Source organism: Azospirillum endophyticum (genome assembly GCF_016595245.1).
GTDB classification, from domain to species: Bacteria; Pseudomonadota; Alphaproteobacteria; order Azospirillales; family Azospirillaceae; genus Azospirillum; species Azospirillum endophyticum.
This window is the reverse complement of sequence record NZ_JAENHM010000013.1, coordinates 1-15,187: the sequence shown is the minus strand read 5'-3', so window position 1 is coordinate 15,187 and position 15,187 is coordinate 1. Positions and strand designations below refer to the sequence as shown.

Genomic DNA, 15,187 nt, shown 5'->3' with positions numbered 1-15,187 from the left:
ACAGTTGCAGCCCCACACGGTTAAGGAGGAAATCAACCATGCCGTCAAACGGCCTGCACGCCGCTGCGCTCTCCACCCTGCTCCTGGGATTGGCGATCGTGGCACCGGCCCAAGCGCAGCAGATCACCCTGCGCGTTGCCGACACTTTTCCCAACGGCCACACTATTCATGAGAACGCCACTAAGCTCTTCATGACGGAGGTGACACGCCTTACCAACGGTCAGGTGACGTTTCAGCATTTCCCGGCGGAGCAGATCGGCAAGGCCAAGGATCTGCTGGCGCTGACCCAAGCCGGAGTGACGGACATCGGTCTTGTCGTCCCGGCCTACACATCGGACAAGATGCCCCTGTCGGCAGTGGCCGACCTTCCCGGCGCATTCACAAGCAACTGCCAGGGCACATTGGCAATGGAGACGCTGTTGGCACCAGGCGGCGTCCTGCGCACCCGGGAATGGGATGTCCTTCAACTCCATCCACTGTTTTCCTACATCCTGGCCCCTTATCAGATGGTGGTTTCCTCCAGCAAGCCGGTAAAGGCGCTGGCCGATGTCGAAGGGTTGAAAATCCGCTCCGTCGGTGGGCCGTTGGACCTTGCCGTTCACAGCGTGAAGGCAGTTCCGGTTCGCATGTCGCCAGCGGAAATCTACGAATCGATGTCGCGCGGCACCATCGACGGGGCGTTGCTTGCCATGCAGAGCGTGGTCTCGTACGATCTGACAAAGTTGATCCGTGCCGGCACCATCGACGAGAATTTCGGCACGATCTTCAGCACCTACGCCATGAGCGAGCGCAACTGGCGCAAGCTGCCGACCAATGTGCAAGCCGCCATAACGACGGCCGGAAGCACGATAACCCACGAGTCCTGCAAACGTTTCGAAGCTTCCGAACAGACGGCGATGAAGGCCGCGCAGGCCGCAGGAATGACGGCCATAACGTTCAACGACGGCGACCGCGCCAAACTGCATGGAGCGTTGTTGAACATCCGCCGCGACTGGGCCAAGGATTTGGACCGGCGCGGCAAGCCGGGGACCGAGGTGCTCGATGCCTTTGCTGCGGCGCTTGGGAACTGACCGGAAGCGAGGGGTGCAACTCCAAAGGCGGCGCCCCTCGGGTCTGTCCCCCGTCACACCACCCGGATCAACCGCTTACCGCTGTTCTCCCCAGCGTAAAGACCGGCGATGGCTCCCGGCGCATGCTCCAGACCGACGCTGACGTCCTCCTGGTAGACCAGACGGCCATCCCCCACCCATTCTGCCAACTGGTCCATCGCCTTGGCAAACCGGGGAGCATGGTCGAAGATCACAAAGCCTGACCAGCTCAGCCGCCGGGTCAGCACCTCGCGTTCGTTGCGCAATCCCATTGGAGGCGGCGTCCATTGCGGCACCGACACGGTACCGCACTGGACCACTCGGCCCCCGACCCGCATGCGGCGCAGCGCGGTGTCGAGCATCGGACCGCCGGTGTTGTCGAAAAACACGTCGATGCCCTCGGGCATCGCGCGTATCAACTCCTGTGACAAGCCATCGGGCGTCCCGATGGCGATCTTGTAATTGAAGGCCTCGGCATACCCCAGACGTTCCCGGCACAGCCGCACCTTGTCGTCGCTGCCGGTCATGCCGATCGTCTTGCAGCCGAGCATCGCACCGATCTGTCCGACGAAGCCGCCGACCGCCCCGGCCGCCGTTGATACCAGCAGGGTTTCGCCCGGTTCCGGACGGCCGAGCGTCGTCAGGGCGAGATAAGCGGTTAGGCCGTTGATCCCGAGCGGTCCGGCGAAGGCCGAAAGCGGCAGCGCGTGGCGCGCCCGTGCCACGATCCGGGTCTTGTCCGCAACCGCATAGTGCTGCCAGTCGAACCAGCCGTACAGGCAGTCTCCCTCGGCCACCTCGGGATCGCGGGAGCGGACCACCACCCCGACCGCCAACGCCCGCATGGGTGTGCCGAGCGCCACGGGGGCGGAATAGTTGACCTCCGCCGACACCCACCCCCGCTGGGCCGGGTCGACGGATAAAAAGACGTTGCGAACCAGGAACTGTCCCTCTCCCGGTTCAGGAACCGGAGACTCGGCGAGGGCGAAGTCCTCCGTCTGGGGAATGCCGGTCGGTCGACGGACCAGCAGAACATGACGGTTGGGCCCGGAGAGGTCGAGCACGGGGATGTCGGTCGGCTGTGCCATCCTTTGTCTCCTAACCAAGCTGCATGGATCACACGACGGCGTCGATCAAGGCCAGAATCTGCCGCGCCTGCTTCAAGTGGGGCATGTCGAGCATCTTGCCGTTGAGGCCGACGGTGCCGGTCCCCTGAGTCTCGAAGGCGGCCACCACTTGGCGGGCATGGTCGATCTCCTCGGCCGACGGCGAAAAGGCGGCGTTGATGATGTCGACCTGATCGGGATGGATTGACACCTTGCCGGAGAAGCCGGCGCGCCGCGCCGCCGCTGCGTCCTCCGCCAACCCGGCGGCGTCCCGATAGTCCGACCAAATCGTATCGATCGGTTCCACGCCGGCGGCACGGGCTCCCAGCAGGCAAACACTGCGGGCGAGCCGGTACGTGTGCTCGTAACGGCCGTCGGGCAGACGGTTGGTGCTTGCGTGCAGCGCTGCCGCCAAATCCTCGGCCCCCCAGGTCAGGCCGAACAGTCGCGGACTGCAGCCGACGTAACTGCCGAAGGACAGCATGGACACCGGCGTTTCGGTCGCAACCGGCATGATCTGGATCGCTCCGATCGGCACGCCCTCGCGCTGCTCCAAAGCGCTCAGATAATGGTCGAGCTGGGTGACATCGGCGCCCGAACGGGTCTTTGGCAACAGGATGCTGTCTGGCCGTCCACCGACGACGGCGGCGATGTCGGCAAGCGCCGCCGGATGGTCGAGCGCGTTGACCCGAACCCAGAGCTTCTGTCGCCGGCCGTCCCGCGGGAAGGCGTCCAGATGCCCACGGACCATGGCACGGGCGATACCGGCGCGGTCGCCGGACACGGAGTCCTCCAGATCCAGGATAAGGGCGTCTGCCTTGGTCTGGCTTGCCTTGGCGAACTTGCGTTCGCTGTCGCCGGGAACGAACAGGAAGGAGCGTAGGCGCATCGATCGGCATCCCTGATTGAAATTGGTCTAAACATCATATCTTTTAAAATATCGAATTACAATGTTGACCAAGCAAACATTCCTGCGATACCGTTGCCTTCATCGGGTTCGTCCGCCGCCTCGCCGCGGACGGCCCGCCCTCATGGATCCTCTCGGACGGCCGCCGGCCGGACCGACGCGCACCGATGCCGGCCACCGGACGGGCGGGCCACCGCGACCGCATGACAAGAAAGGGGGAGGTTTTGGTTAACGGGACACGCGCCGTGCCTGAGATCGACACCACGCGCACCATCGGCGCCTGGGAACTGCCCGATGAGCTGCGCCTGCTTGAAGACACCGTGCGCCGCTTCATGCGCAAGGAGGTGGCGCCTCTGGAAGCCGAGATGCCGCACGACGCCTACACACTGCCCCCTGATCGCTTGACGGCATTGCAGTCGAAGGCGCGGTCGCTCGGTCTCTGGTGCGTCCAGAGCCCGGCCGAGTATGGCGGGGGAGGCCTCAATCTTCTGGGTCAGTCGATCGTCGCTGAAGAATCCGCGAAATGCCGCATGGGCGCCTATATTCCAGCCTGCGGCGCCTTCGGCTTCGACCCGCCCAGCGTCATTTTCAACGGCACCCGCGAGCAGATCGAACGCTACGCCGTGCCCGCGATCGCCAACGGCGACAAAGCCTTCTTTGCAATCAGCGAGCCCAGCGGCGGTTCCGATCCCGGCCGCGCCATCCAGACCCGGGCGGAACGCCGCGGCGACCATTACGTGCTGAACGGCACCAAGCTGTGGATCACCGCCGCCAGCGAATCGAAATGGGGAATTGTGTTCGCCCGAACCGGTCCGTCAAAGGGACGCGATGGCGTCACCGCCTTCATCGTCGAGACCGACCGTCCCGGCATCGGCATCACGAAGGTTCCGGTGATCCGCTCCTATGCGCCGTATGAGGTCACCTTCACCGACTACGAACTGCCGGCCGAGAACCGTCTGGGCGACGAAGGGAAAGGCTTCTCCCTGGTCGGAGACCTGCTGGTGCACAGCCGTGTTCCCTACGCCGCCGGCACCATCGGCGTTGCCGCAGCGGCACTGGAACTCGCCATCGACTGGGCGCGGCAGCGCCACACCTTCGGCAGGCCATTGGCCGATCAGCAGGCGGTGCAGTGGATGATCGCGGATTCGGAGGTCGAACTGCGCGCCGCCCGGCTGCTCGTCTATCAGGCCGCATGGCGTGCCGACCTCGGTCACGACATCAAGGTCGAAGCGTCGGTCGCCAAGCTGTACGCCACCGAAACGGCCGGCCGGGTCGTGGACCGCTGCATCCAAATCCTCGGCGGCATGGGCGTCGCCCAGGAGATGCCCCTGGAACGCTGGTACCGCGAGATGAGGATCAAGCGCATCGGTGAAGGACCATCCGAAGTCCAGCGGCTGGTGATCGCCCGCACGCTGCTTGCCGGCCGGGGCTGATCCGGCACCGCCGAGCGGCGGGCTTTCCAATTCCGGCCACCGAATGGGACGCCGACCATGTCCATTGATTTCGAAGTCACCGACGGCATCGCCGTCATCACCATCAACCGACCGGAACGGCTCAACGCCATGGACCTGGAGCATTACCAGGCCTTGTCGCACGCGTGGTGCCGAGTGCGCGACGACGGGGAGATCCGGGTCGCCATCGTCACCGGAGCCGGTGACCGTGCCTTCACCGCCGGCGCGGACATCAAAACCTTCGTCTCCGCACCGACGCCCTTTTCCGACATGTGGCTGACTCAGCGCGACCAGCTCCTGAACCGGGGGCTGGAGGTGTGGAAACCGGTCGTCGCCGCGGTCAACGGTCTGTGCCTGGGCGGCGGCACGACGCTTCTCTTCGCCACCGATATCCGCGTCGCCGTGGAAGCTGCGACCTTCAGCCTCGCCGAGGTCAAGCGCGGCATCGTTGCCGGCAACGGCGGTACGCAGAGGGTGATGTCGCAAATCCCTTACGCATTGGCCATGGAGCTGACGCTGACCGGCGACGCCATCGACGCCGCCACCGCCCTGCGCTGGGGCCTAATCAACAAGGTGGTGTCGCGGAGCGAGCTGATGCCCGCCGCCATGGATTACGCCCGGCGGATCGCCGCCAACGCGCCGCTGGCGGTCCAGGCCGCCAAGGAACTGGCCCTGCGCAGCCGCGACATGGATCTGGCGACCGGCCTGCGGGTGGAACAACTGGTCAACCGCCTGCTTCAGGCGACCGAGGACGCGCGCGAGGGACCGGCCGCCTTCGCCGAAAAGCGGAAACCCGACTTCCAGGGACGGTGACGGCGATGGACCGGGAGAACCCCCTGCGCGGTGTCACGGTAATCGATCTCGGACAGATCTACCAGGGTCCCTACGCGACCTTCCTGATGGCGATGGCCGGAGCGCGGGTGATCAAGGTGGAGCCACCGGGCGGCGAGAACCTGCGCCGCCGCAGCGTGGTCGGAGGTGCGGCGCTGCCCTTCGCCATGCTCAACTCCAACAAGGACTGCATCACCCTCGACCTGAAGCAGGAACGTGGACGCGACCTGCTGCGCCGGCTGGTCGAGCGCGGCGACATCCTATTGGAGAACTTCGCGCCGGGCGTGATGGATCGTCTCGGCATCGGCTACGCGGCGCTGCGCGCGGTCAACCCGCGTCTGATCTACGCCTCGGGTTCGGGATACGGCCTGAGCGGTGCCTACCGGGACTATCCGGCGATGGACCTGACCGTCCAGGCAATGTCGGGCATCATGAGCGTCACGGGCTTTCCCGACCGGCCGCCGGTGCGCTCCGGTCCGGCGGTGTGCGACTTCTTCGGCGGCGCGCACCTGTTTGGCGCCGTGATGGCCGCCCTCTATGAGCGGGAGAAGACCGGCTGCGGACGTTTGGTCGAGGTCGCGATGCTGGAGGCGGTCTACAGCTCGCTCAGCTCAAGCCTTGGCCTGTGGTACGGCAGCGAGGGCGAGGCCCCGTCACGCACGGGCAACCGCCACGGCGGGCTGGCCGAGGCCCCCTACAACGTCTACCAGACGGAGGATGGCTACATCGCCATCCTGTGCGTCGGCGAGCATCATTGGCGGTCGCTGCTGGCAGCCATGGAGCGCCCCGATCTGACGGAGGATCCGCGCTTCTCCTCGCTGAAGGCACGGGTCGACAACATGGACGCGGTGGATGAACTGGTGACGGCCTTCACCCGCCAGCACAGCCGCGCCGCACTGTTCGAACGACTGATGGCACATCGAGTGCCCTGCGCACCGGTCCGGGATCTGTCCGATGTGGTGTCGGACCCGCATCTGCATGATCGCGGCTTTTTGCAGCAGGTGTCGCACCCGGTCTACGGCGAGGTCACCTTGCCCCGCTCACCCTTGCGTTTCGAAGGGGCGCCGACGGATCCTCTGCGACCGAGCGGCGCATTGGGGCAGGACACCGGGCCGGTGTTGAGCGAACTGCTCGGTCTCGACGCCGGGACCATCGCGGAACTGCGCGCGGAGCGGGTGATCTGACCTTCCGGAGCGACGGCTCCCGCAAAAGGAAAATCCTGAGGAGGAACGCCATGGCTTCGACCCGGAAAGTGATCATCTCCTGCGCCGTCACCGGTGCCATCCACACGCCGTCGATGTCGCCGTATCTGCCGATCACCGCCGAACAGATCGCCGACGACGCTGTCGCGGCGGCGGAGGCGGGAGCGGCAATCCTGCATCTGCACGCCCGCAACCCGGCCGACGGCCGCCCCGACCAGTCGCCGGAAGCCTTTCGTCCGTTCCTGTCGGTGATCAAGCAACGCACCGGCGCCGTGGTGAACATCACCACCGGCGGCAGCCCCTACATGAGCGTCGCCGACCGGGTGAAGCCAGCCGCGACCTTCCAGCCGGAAGTCGCGTCGCTCAACATGGGCACGATGAACTTCGGCCTGTTCCATCTGCTGAACAAGTACAAGGATTTCCAGCACCCCTGGGAACGCGAGCATCTGGAAAATTCCCGCGAGCTGGTGTTCCGCAACACCTTCAAGGACATCGAGTTCATCCTGGAGACCGGCTACGCCAACGGCACCCGGTTCGAATTCGAATGCTACGACATCGGCCACCTCTACACGCTTCGCAATTTTCATGACCGGGGGCTGGTGCGCGGACCGCTGTTCATCCAGTCGGTCTTCGGCATCCTCGGCGGAATCGGCGTTCACCAGGAGGATGTCCTGCACATGCGACGCACCGCCGACCGGCTGTTCGGCGACGGTTACCGCTGGTCGGTGCTGGGTGCCGGCGCGGCGCAGATGCGGGTGGCGGCGATGGCGGCGGCGATGGGCGGCAACGTGCGCGTCGGACTGGAGGATTCGCTGTGGGCCGGGCCGGGCCGGCTTGCCGCCGGCAGCGCCGAACAGGTCCGCACCGTGCGCGGGATCATCGAGGGCTTGGGGTTGGAGGTCGCGACGCCCGACGAAGCGCGCGAATTGCTGGCGCTCAAGGGCGCCGACCGCGTTGCCTTCTGATCCGTTCCGCTCCAACCACATCAAGGGTTGCCTGCGATGAACGAGATTTTGGTTTCGCGGTCCGGCCCGGTCACCACCGTGCGGTTGAACCGCCCGGAGCGGCTGAACGCCCTGACCGAGCCCCTGAAGGCGACGCTCGGCGACGTCTTTCTCGACCTGGCGTTCGACGACGACGTGCGGGCTGTGATCCTGACCGGCTCGGGACGCGGCTTCTGCGCCAGTGGCGACGTCAACAATCTGGGGCACTTTACCGCCTTCTCCACGCGGGAGCGTTTCCGTCGGCTGCACCGCGTGATCGCCGCCATCGCCAACTTGGAAAAGCCGGTGGTGGCGGCGGTGCGCGGCCCCGTCGCGGGGGTCGGCTTCTCCATGGCGCTCGCCTCGGATCTGATCGTTGCCTCGGAAACGGCACGTTTTTCGATGGTCTTCAAAAATGTTGGCTTGGCGCCGGACGGTGGGGCCGTCTATTTCCTGTGCCAAGCGCTCGGACTCATGAAGGCCAAGGAGTTGGTCTTCACCGGGCGGCCCCTGACGGCGGTAGAAGCCCAGTCGCTCGGCATCGTCAGCCGAGTGGTGCCCGATGCCGAGTTGGAGAGCGCGGCGGACGCCCTGGCGCGGGAGATGGCCGCTGGACCGACCATGGCCTTCGGTCTCGCCAAGCGGATGTTCAAGGCGATGACGGTGCCGACGCTGGAAGCCTTCCTTGACCTGGAGGCGACGACACAGGGGCTGGCGGTCCTGTCCGATGACCACCAGGAGGGGGTCCAGGCTTTTCTCGCCAAGCGCCCACCCGATTTCGCCGGCCGCTGAGGCCGGTTCCTCAGAAGTGAGAGCAGCCATGAACGTGCTCATCGTGTTCGCACACCCTGAGGCGCACAGCTTTTGCGGTGCCCTGAAGGACACCGCCGTCGAGCGGCTGACGGCCCTCGGTTACACAGTCGAGGTCAGCGACCTGTATCGACAGGGCTTCTCGCCGATCGGCGGGCCAGCCGACTTCCGCCACGAGTTGGCCGACGGTCCTTTCAACTATCAAACCGAACAGCGCCGAGCCCACGCAAACGGCAGCTACGCCAACGACGTCGCCACGGAACAGGCCAAAGTGGCGCGGGCCGATCTGCTGATGCTGAACTTTCCGCTCTGGTGGTTCGGCCCTCCGGCCATCCTGAAAGGCTGGATCGATCGCGTGTTGTCGGTCGGCTTCGCCTACGACAGCGACCGACGCTTTGATCGGGCGCCGCTGCGCGGGCGCAAAGGCATGGTCACCGTGACCACTGGCAGCCCGGTCGAACGCTTCACCGCCGGAACGCCGCGCGCCTACGCCAGCGTCGAAGACACCCTCATGCCGCTCCAAAAGGGGCTCTTCGGGTACATCGGGCTGGAGCCCATCCCGCCTTTTCTCGCCTTTGCTCCGGCCCGCAGTCCAGAGGAGGATCGTCAAGCCCTCCTGCGGCACTACGCAGAGCATCTCACCGCAGCAGCGGGTCTCGACGGCGGCGCCCAGCGGGCCCTTCACACCAACGGAGCCTGAGAATGCCGAACCGAAGCGAACCGGAGCCCTACGAGGTCTACGCCCTGCGATACGCCGAGATCGGCGACCGCACCGTGCACGAGAACTTCCTCCGGCGCGACCAGCATGATGGGCCGATGCCGCTCGATTTCTTCATCTGGATCGTCCGCAACGAGGACCGCACGATCCTCGTCGACACCGGATTCGGTGAGCGGACCTCGCGCTCCCGCTCGCGTGGGCTGCTCCATCACCCGGTGGAGGCCCTGCGGGCCGTCGGCGTGCCGGCGGAGGAGGTGAGGCACATCATCCTGACCCATCTGCATTATGACCACGCCGGCAATCTGGAATGCTTTCCCAACGCGACCTTGCATGTCCAGGACGCCGAGGTGGCCTTTGCCACCGGGCGCTGCATGTGCCACCGCCTGATGCGTTTTCCCTACGAGGTCGAGGATGTCGTCGAGGTGGTCCGTTGCACCTACGCCGGACGCACCGTTTTCACCGACGGCGATGCCACCCTGTTCGATGGCGTCTCCGTTCATCTGCTTCCCGGCCACAGCCGCGGTCTGCAAGCCGTGTCGGTGCGGACAAAGCGCGGAACCATCGTGCTCGCGTCCGATGCCAGTCACTTTTACGCGAATTACGAGAGCGGCAACCCCTTTCCCCTGGTCGTCGACACCGAGGACATGCTGGAGAGTCAGCGCCGACTCAGCGAATTGTGCGATGGCCCGAACCACATCATCCCCGGCCACGATCCGCTGGTGCGCCGACGTTATCCGGCGCGGCTGGTCAACGGCATCGAGTTGATCGCCCTCCACGAGGAGCCGGACATGGCCGGCGGGAAGGCAAATGCGTCATGACAGGACTTCCGAACGACCCCCTTCCCGACGTCTCGAGCGGTCTTCCACTGGCCGGCATCCGTGTCCTCGACCTCTCCAAGGTGCTGGCCGGCCCACTGTGCACGCAGCATCTGAGCGACTTCGGAGCCGAAGTGGTGAAGGTCGAGCCGCCGGGAGTTGGCGACGAGACACGCCACTGGCCTCCCTACCAGCGCTCCATGGGGGCGGTCTTCCTCAGCGCCAACCGCAACAAGCGCAGCATCGCGATCGACCTGAAATCCGTCGAAGGCCGGGCGGTCGTGCACCGGCTGACGGCCCGCAGCGACATCGTGGTGGAGAGCTTCGCCCCCGGCGTGGCCGCCCGGCTCGGCGTCGATTACGACACCCTGCGCCAGCACAACGAGCGGCTGATCTACTGCAGCATCTCCGGTTATGGGCAAGCTGGGCCGCTCAGCGACGGCCTCGGCTACGATTTGATCCTACAGGCGTTCAGCGGGATGTTGGCGATGACCGGCGAGGAGACGGGCGGTCCAGTCCGCTCACCGATGTCGCCCATCGACCAGACCACCGGGATGAACGCCTTGGCCGGCATCCTGGCCGCCTTGGTCCGCCGCGACCGCACCGGAGTCGGTGCCAAGCTGGAGGTATCGCTTTTCGAGACGTCGGTTGGGCTGCTGAGTTACATGCTGCAGTCCTACTGGGTCTCGGGCCGGCTGCCTGGAAAATCGGGCTCCGGTCACCCGTCGCTCTGTCCCTACCAGCTGTTCGATGCCAGCGACCGGCCGATCCTGATCGGGGTTCCCAACGACAATCTCTGGCGCCGCTTCTGCCGGGTCGCCGGGAAACCGGAACTGGGAACGGATCCGCGCTTCGCCGACAACGCGGCGCGGGTCGCCAACGCCACGGAAATCATCGCCCTGGTCCAAGGCCTCGTCGGCCAGCGAAGCTGCTCCGACTGGGTTGCCATCCTGGCGGAGGCCGGGGTTCCGGCGGCCCCTCTCAACACTCTGGAGGATCTGCTGGCGCACCCGCACACGCGAGCTCGCGGCATGGTGATGGAGTATGGCGATGAGCGATCCGGACCGCTGAAGACCGTTGCCCAGCCAATCCGTTTCGATGGGCTGGAACGCCGGGAGGGCGCGCGTCCGCCACTGCTCGGCGAGCACAGCTCCGCGATCCTCCGCGAGATGGGTTACGGCGACATCGACATTGACCGACTTTTGCAAGCCAACCGCGTTCAGCAGGCCAATGAAGCTTGACGAGCGAGCCTTGAACAAAAGGTAGGAGGAAACAAACATGAGCAGCGTGCATTCGACGAGACGGGCGCTCGGGATGGGGGCCATTGCCGGGCTTTTCTCCTTGGGGCTGGCGATGAGTGAGGTCAAAGCCGCCGATCCGGTGCGGATCGGTCTTCTGAGCGACCAGGGAGGCACCTTCAGCGCACTGGGCGGAGTGGGATCCTGCGTTGCCGCAAAGATGGCCGCCGCCGATTTTGGCGGAACGGTGCTCGACCGTCCGATCGAGATCCTCTGCGCCGATCACCAGAACAAGGTGGAAATCGCTTCGACCCTGGCACGGAACTGGCTCGACACCCAGGGTGTCACCGCCCTGGCCGACATCGCCTCAAGTGCCGCAGCGCTTGCTGTTCAGCAGGTCGCGACCGAGAGCAACAAAGCCGTGGTGATGACGTCGGCCTCCGGCACCGAGGTGCTGGTAAACGCCTCCTGCTCACCGGTCGGCGCCCTGTGGGCTTGGAACACGCGGACGCAGGCGGTCAGCACGGTCAAGGGGGCCATGCAGGGTGGAAAAAACAAGAAATGGTTCTTCATCACCGTCGATTACACGTTCGGACACGCGCTGGAGCAGGACGCCACCAAGGCAATCGAGGCGGCCGGCGGCACCGTGGTCGGCTCGGTGCGCCATCCACTGAACATCAGCGATTTCTCCTCTTACCTGCTGATGGCGCAGAGCTCCGGCGCCGACATCGTGGCGCTGGCGACCGGGGGCCTCGACTTGGTCAACGCCATCAAGCAGGCCGATGAGTTTGGGTTGGTCGAGGGCGGCCAGAAGCTCGCCTCCTTCATAAGTTTCATCACCGATATCCATTCCTTGGGATTGCAGCACGCGCAGGGCATGGTGCTGACGACCGGCTTCTACTGGGACCTCAACGACCAGACCCGCGCTTGGTCGGCCCGCTTCGAGAAGGAGCGGAACGCCAAACCGACCATGGTTCAAGCGAGCGTCTATTCCAGTGTCCTGCACTACCTGAAAGGCGTCAAGGCGGCGGGTGGCACCGAACCGAAGGCGGTCATGGCCAAGATGCGGGAGTTGCCGATCAATGACGTCATTACCAAGGGTGGGCAATTGCGTGAGGACGGGTTGATGCTCCATGATATCCTGGTCGCCGAGGTAAAGTCGCCGACCGAGTCCAAGGGACCATGGGATTACTACAAGATTATTGGTACCGTTCCCGCCAGTGAAGCCTACTGGCCGCTCTCCGAAAGCCGCTGCCCACTGGTCCAGGCCAAGCGAAGCTGACAGGACGTCGGAAGGAGCAGGGAAAAGGCTCCCCACCGCCGATCGGCATGCAGTGTTGTTGTGGTTTGAGCGTCAAAGATTATATCATCATACCGAAAGCAACAGGCGCGATGAGTGGGTGCGTATGGGTTCCAAGATCGACCGAATCGTCGTCCCGAAGGCTTCGGACATCCTGGCGCGTCAGATCCGTGACCGCATCCTTGCCGGAGAATTCGGTGAAGGGGAACTGCTGCCGAACGAACGCGACCTCGCCGATCATTCGGGATTGAGTCGGACTTCGGTGCGCGACGCTTTGCGCGTATTGGAGTTCGAAGGGCTGATCTTGACCCGTCCCGGCCGCAACGGTGGGTCCGCCGTACGTCGCCCAAGCCGGGAATCCTTCGAACGATCGGTGAGTCTGTTCATCTGGGGGCAGCAGATCAGTTTCGAAGAGTTGCTGGAAACTCGCATCGCCATTGAACCGCAAGCGGCCCGTTTCGCTGCGCTGCACCGAACCGACGATGACCTTGCACATATGAGGGCGATACAACAGCAATTGGAAGATGCCGAGGAAGACGTGAACGCCTTCCGGGCGGCGAATGTCGCTTGGCACGCTGCGGTCGTGAAAGCAAGCCAAAACAAGCTGTTGGTCTCCTTCTATAGGGCGATCATGGAATGTGTTCACGTGGCCACCAATCTAGAAGGCTTTCACTCGCCGGCCGTGCGGCGGCAGGTCATCAATATTCATGACAAGGTTCTGACCGCCATCGCGGAGCGTGACGGTGACGCTGCTGCGCGACGGATGCACCGGCATGTCGATGCTTATACAGTCAAGGCACGCGGATGGGCTGCTTCAACGTTACACCACACCGATGACACCGACGTTCAGCAAGAAGGCGATACTAGCACGATAGTTGCGCCGACAACCGAACTCCGATCGCCCCGAAAGCATGCTCGAAAGAAAGTCTAGTGCTTAGACAGACTTTTGTGTGCATATCAGCGTGACGGCGGAGTCCACCGCGAGGCAGCGCTGATCAGGCAAACTTGCGGGAGACCGGCATGCTCAAGCTGGTCATGGCGTTCACGACTTTGCAGCCGATGGCCGCTTCGACCTTCTGCGCGGGCAGAGTCCGAGCGCGGGGGCGGCGTCCGATCAGAACCTTGTACCTGAGCATCGCCACCTCAGCGAGAGCGCGCCAGCTGTAATGGGCCGCCCGCTGCCAACCGAGCCGACCACGCTCGGTGATCATCTGGATGTGCCGGTCACGCTGTGTGGGAGCGCACTCGGCGGTGTCGCTCGGCACGGCGACCGCGCGCGGCGGGATGATCACTTCCGCCTCGGGGCTGTGGGCGGTCACGGCGCGATAGACCGGCTCACCACCGTACGCCCCGTCGGCCATAACCGTGCATTGGGCCTGTGATCTGATATTGTGTTTCCCCCGGACCGATGGGCACCGGGTTATGCGGCTTGCAAATCGGCCTGCTCAGAGAGTTGCTGCCGCCGATTTCCTTGGCAGCGAGCACATGCCCCATCGTGTCCTCATCATCCATCAGTTTTATGAGCCCAGAGGGGCGGCAGTGGGATCGCGTTGAGGATGAGACGTGCGATTCGGCGCAACCCTCTTGTGAAATGGGAAGTTTTCGAGCGGGCGACTTTCCCGGGCTGGAGTCTCACATCCTTTTTTCGGCGGGGGTGGGGTTGGTCGCGGCGTCCCAGTGGCCGGTGGAGACGGCGGTGTAGAGGGCCAGTGCCATGACCAGCAGCCGGGCGAGGCGGTCGGGATGCTGGATCTGGGTGTCGGCGACCCCGAAGCCGCGTGACTTGAAGTCCGAGAACATCGGTTCGATCGCCCGGCGGGCGGAATAATCGAGCGTTTTCAGATATCCCGGCGTGGCGGACATGGCGATGATCCACGGCTCGGCGTGGCCGGGATCGTGGATGACGCCGATGTTGGTCGTGGCCTTGCGGGCCGTCAGCTGCACGTTTTCCAGGGCGAAGGCCCGGTCCTTGGCCAGCTGGCTGGTCCGCCGCCGGCCCAGGGAGTGTCGGGAATTTCGTGCTCGGCGGGTCGGGTTGATTATCAGGCGTTCATCGCCTTTGCGAAGCGCTCGCCGAAGATGACGGCCATCTGTGCCTTGGCGACCGTCCATTCTCGCGGCGGTATCTTCCAATCTTTCTCGGCGCGGTTCAAGTGATCGAGCGTGTGGCGGTGCGTTTCAGCACTGCCGGTACCCGCGGCGTCGAGATCGAGTTGGAGGGCGATCTGGTGGCGTTGCTCAGCCTCGGACTGGGCGCAAACGCAGCGAAGGCCGGCGCTGCGGGAGCGTCCGGCCTTCGGGAACGGGTGCGTTCGGTAATGGTGGTTGCGGGGGCAGGATTTGAACCTGCGGCCTTCAGGTTATGAGCCTGACGAGCTACCGGGCTGCTCCACCCCGCGGATGTTCCTGATGTGGGATGATGGACAGTGAAGATGCAAGCATGAGCTTCGTTGTGGAGCGTCTCTTGAGCCTGAGTGACCTGGCGGCGACCTACTCTCCCACGTCTTAAGACGCAGTACCATTGGCGCGGAGGCTTTTCACGGCCGAGTTCGGGATGGGATCGGGTGTTTGACACCTCGCCATGACCACCAGGTCACCAAGGCTCAAGACCGACGCTCCGTTCCGAAGCCTGTGCTTGTTCGTGCAAGTGAGGTGAGGACATATCGAACTGCGGCTGTTGCGTCGAGCAGGCTTGCTGCTGCGCATGGCGCGGTAATGTGGTGTCGAGATCAAGCCGA

The 15,187-nt window shown here is 64.6% G+C and carries 14 protein-coding genes, 1 tRNA gene, 1 rRNA gene and 1 pseudogene; 11 read left to right on the top strand and 6 right to left on the bottom strand.

All coding sequences use genetic code 11. The annotated features are described in order from the left end of the window. The first annotated feature begins 38 nt into the window (after positions 1-38). Entirely contained in the window at positions 39-1,070 is a 1,032-nt protein-coding gene (locus tag JHL17_RS03935) for a TRAP transporter substrate-binding protein (RefSeq protein ID WP_200190749.1), read from the top strand. Between the two features lie 53 nt (positions 1,071-1,123). Here JHL17_RS03935 and JHL17_RS03930 read toward each other — a convergent pair whose 3' ends face one another. Together JHL17_RS03930 and JHL17_RS03925 are read right to left on the bottom strand one after the other, a co-directional pair. Continuing rightward, positions 1,124-2,176 (bottom strand): NADP-dependent oxidoreductase, encoded by a 1,053-nt coding sequence (locus JHL17_RS03930; protein WP_200190748.1) that lies wholly within the window; start codon positions 2,174-2,176, stop codon positions 1,124-1,126. 28 nt (positions 2,177-2,204) lie between these two features. Beyond that, a complete protein-coding gene (locus tag JHL17_RS03925; RefSeq protein ID WP_200190747.1) occupies positions 2,205-3,083 on the bottom strand; it encodes an HpcH/HpaI aldolase/citrate lyase family protein in 879 nt (292 codons plus the stop codon). 263 nt (positions 3,084-3,346) lie between these two features. Between JHL17_RS03925 and JHL17_RS37565 the strand changes: the two genes are divergently transcribed. From JHL17_RS37565 to JHL17_RS03875, 10 genes are all read left to right on the top strand, one after another. Continuing rightward, positions 3,347-4,534 (top strand): acyl-CoA dehydrogenase family protein, encoded by a 1,188-nt coding sequence (locus JHL17_RS37565; protein WP_200190746.1) that lies wholly within the window; start codon positions 3,347-3,349, stop codon positions 4,532-4,534. Between the two features lie 57 nt (positions 4,535-4,591). Next, on the top strand, positions 4,592-5,365 hold the full coding sequence (locus JHL17_RS03915) for an enoyl-CoA hydratase/isomerase family protein (protein ID WP_200190745.1): 774 nt from the start codon (positions 4,592-4,594) through the stop codon (positions 5,363-5,365). A gap of 5 nt (positions 5,366-5,370) precedes the next feature. Beyond that, positions 5,371-6,567 carry a CaiB/BaiF CoA transferase family protein gene (locus JHL17_RS03910; RefSeq protein WP_200190744.1) on the top strand — a complete coding sequence of 399 codons (1,197 nt, stop codon included), beginning with the start codon at positions 5,371-5,373 and terminating at the stop codon, positions 6,565-6,567. Positions 6,568-6,617: 50 nt separating this feature from the next. Continuing rightward, entirely contained in the window at positions 6,618-7,550 is a 933-nt protein-coding gene (gene kce / locus JHL17_RS03905; RefSeq protein WP_200190743.1) for a 3,5-dioxohexanoate:acetyl-CoA acetone transferase, read from the top strand. Positions 7,551-7,586: 36 nt separating this feature from the next. Continuing rightward, positions 7,587-8,360 carry an enoyl-CoA hydratase/isomerase family protein gene (locus tag JHL17_RS03900; RefSeq protein WP_200190742.1) on the top strand — a complete coding sequence of 258 codons (774 nt, stop codon included), beginning with the start codon at positions 7,587-7,589 and terminating at the stop codon, positions 8,358-8,360. A gap of 28 nt (positions 8,361-8,388) precedes the next feature. Next, positions 8,389-9,078, top strand: a complete 690-nt coding sequence (locus tag JHL17_RS03895) for an NAD(P)H-dependent oxidoreductase (RefSeq protein WP_200190741.1) — start codon at positions 8,389-8,391, stop codon at positions 9,076-9,078. 2 nt (positions 9,079-9,080) lie between these two features. Further along, positions 9,081-9,914, top strand: a complete 834-nt coding sequence (locus JHL17_RS03890) for an N-acyl homoserine lactonase family protein (RefSeq protein ID WP_200190740.1) — start codon at positions 9,081-9,083, stop codon at positions 9,912-9,914. Continuing rightward, complete coding sequence (locus JHL17_RS03885) at positions 9,911-11,152, top strand: CaiB/BaiF CoA transferase family protein (protein WP_200190739.1); 1,242 nt, start codon at positions 9,911-9,913, stop codon at positions 11,150-11,152. The genes JHL17_RS03890 and JHL17_RS03885 overlap by 4 nt, the downstream gene beginning before the upstream one ends. Before the next feature lie 37 nt (positions 11,153-11,189). After that, the gene (locus JHL17_RS03880; RefSeq protein WP_200190738.1) at positions 11,190-12,431 is read left to right on the top strand and encodes an ABC transporter substrate-binding protein; all 1,242 of its coding nucleotides are present in this window, start codon (positions 11,190-11,192) and stop codon (positions 12,429-12,431) included. Between the two features lie 124 nt (positions 12,432-12,555). Continuing rightward, positions 12,556-13,380: a FadR/GntR family transcriptional regulator gene (locus tag JHL17_RS03875; protein WP_200190737.1), complete on the top strand. Its 825-nt coding sequence runs from the start codon at positions 12,556-12,558 to the stop codon at positions 13,378-13,380. Between the two features lie 64 nt (positions 13,381-13,444). On the opposite strand, the pseudogene JHL17_RS03870 reads toward JHL17_RS03875, so the two are convergent. From JHL17_RS03870 to rrf, 4 genes and pseudogenes are all read right to left on the bottom strand, one after another. Then, positions 13,445-13,813: pseudogene (locus JHL17_RS03870) on the bottom strand (transposase); the annotation flags it as partial. A gap of 268 nt (positions 13,814-14,081) precedes the next feature. After that, positions 14,082-14,561 (bottom strand): hypothetical protein, encoded by a 480-nt coding sequence (locus JHL17_RS03865; RefSeq protein ID WP_200190772.1) that lies wholly within the window; start codon positions 14,559-14,561, stop codon positions 14,082-14,084. A gap of 210 nt (positions 14,562-14,771) precedes the next feature. Beyond that, positions 14,772-14,848 (bottom strand) — tRNA-Met (locus JHL17_RS03860). Between the two features lie 78 nt (positions 14,849-14,926). Then, positions 14,927-15,042 (bottom strand): 5S ribosomal RNA (rrf, locus tag JHL17_RS03855). Positions 15,043-15,187 lie beyond the last annotated feature (145 nt).

Coding starts and splice junctions, on each gene's coding strand:
- kce (WP_200190743.1), top strand. CDS start 6,618: ATGGCTTCGACCCGGAAAGTGATCATCTCCTGCGCCGTCACCGGTGCC.
- JHL17_RS03930 (WP_200190748.1), bottom strand. CDS start 2,176: ATGGCACAGCCGACCGACATCCCCGTGCTCGACCTCTCCGGGCCCAAC.
- JHL17_RS03895 (WP_200190741.1), top strand. CDS start 8,389: ATGAACGTGCTCATCGTGTTCGCACACCCTGAGGCGCACAGCTTTTGC.
- JHL17_RS03910 (WP_200190744.1), top strand. CDS start 5,371: ATGGACCGGGAGAACCCCCTGCGCGGTGTCACGGTAATCGATCTCGGA.
- JHL17_RS03880 (WP_200190738.1), top strand. CDS start 11,190: ATGAGCAGCGTGCATTCGACGAGACGGGCGCTCGGGATGGGGGCCATT.
- JHL17_RS03885 (WP_200190739.1), top strand. CDS start 9,911: ATGACAGGACTTCCGAACGACCCCCTTCCCGACGTCTCGAGCGGTCTT.
- JHL17_RS03925 (WP_200190747.1), bottom strand. CDS start 3,083: ATGCGCCTACGCTCCTTCCTGTTCGTTCCCGGCGACAGCGAACGCAAG.
- JHL17_RS03875 (WP_200190737.1), top strand. CDS start 12,556: ATGGGTTCCAAGATCGACCGAATCGTCGTCCCGAAGGCTTCGGACATC.
- JHL17_RS03890 (WP_200190740.1), top strand. CDS start 9,081: ATGCCGAACCGAAGCGAACCGGAGCCCTACGAGGTCTACGCCCTGCGA.
- JHL17_RS03915 (WP_200190745.1), top strand. CDS start 4,592: ATGTCCATTGATTTCGAAGTCACCGACGGCATCGCCGTCATCACCATC.
- JHL17_RS03865 (WP_200190772.1), bottom strand. CDS start 14,561: ATGGACGGTCGCCAAGGCACAGATGGCCGTCATCTTCGGCGAGCGCTT.
- JHL17_RS03900 (WP_200190742.1), top strand. CDS start 7,587: ATGAACGAGATTTTGGTTTCGCGGTCCGGCCCGGTCACCACCGTGCGG.
- JHL17_RS03935 (WP_200190749.1), top strand. CDS start 39: ATGCCGTCAAACGGCCTGCACGCCGCTGCGCTCTCCACCCTGCTCCTG.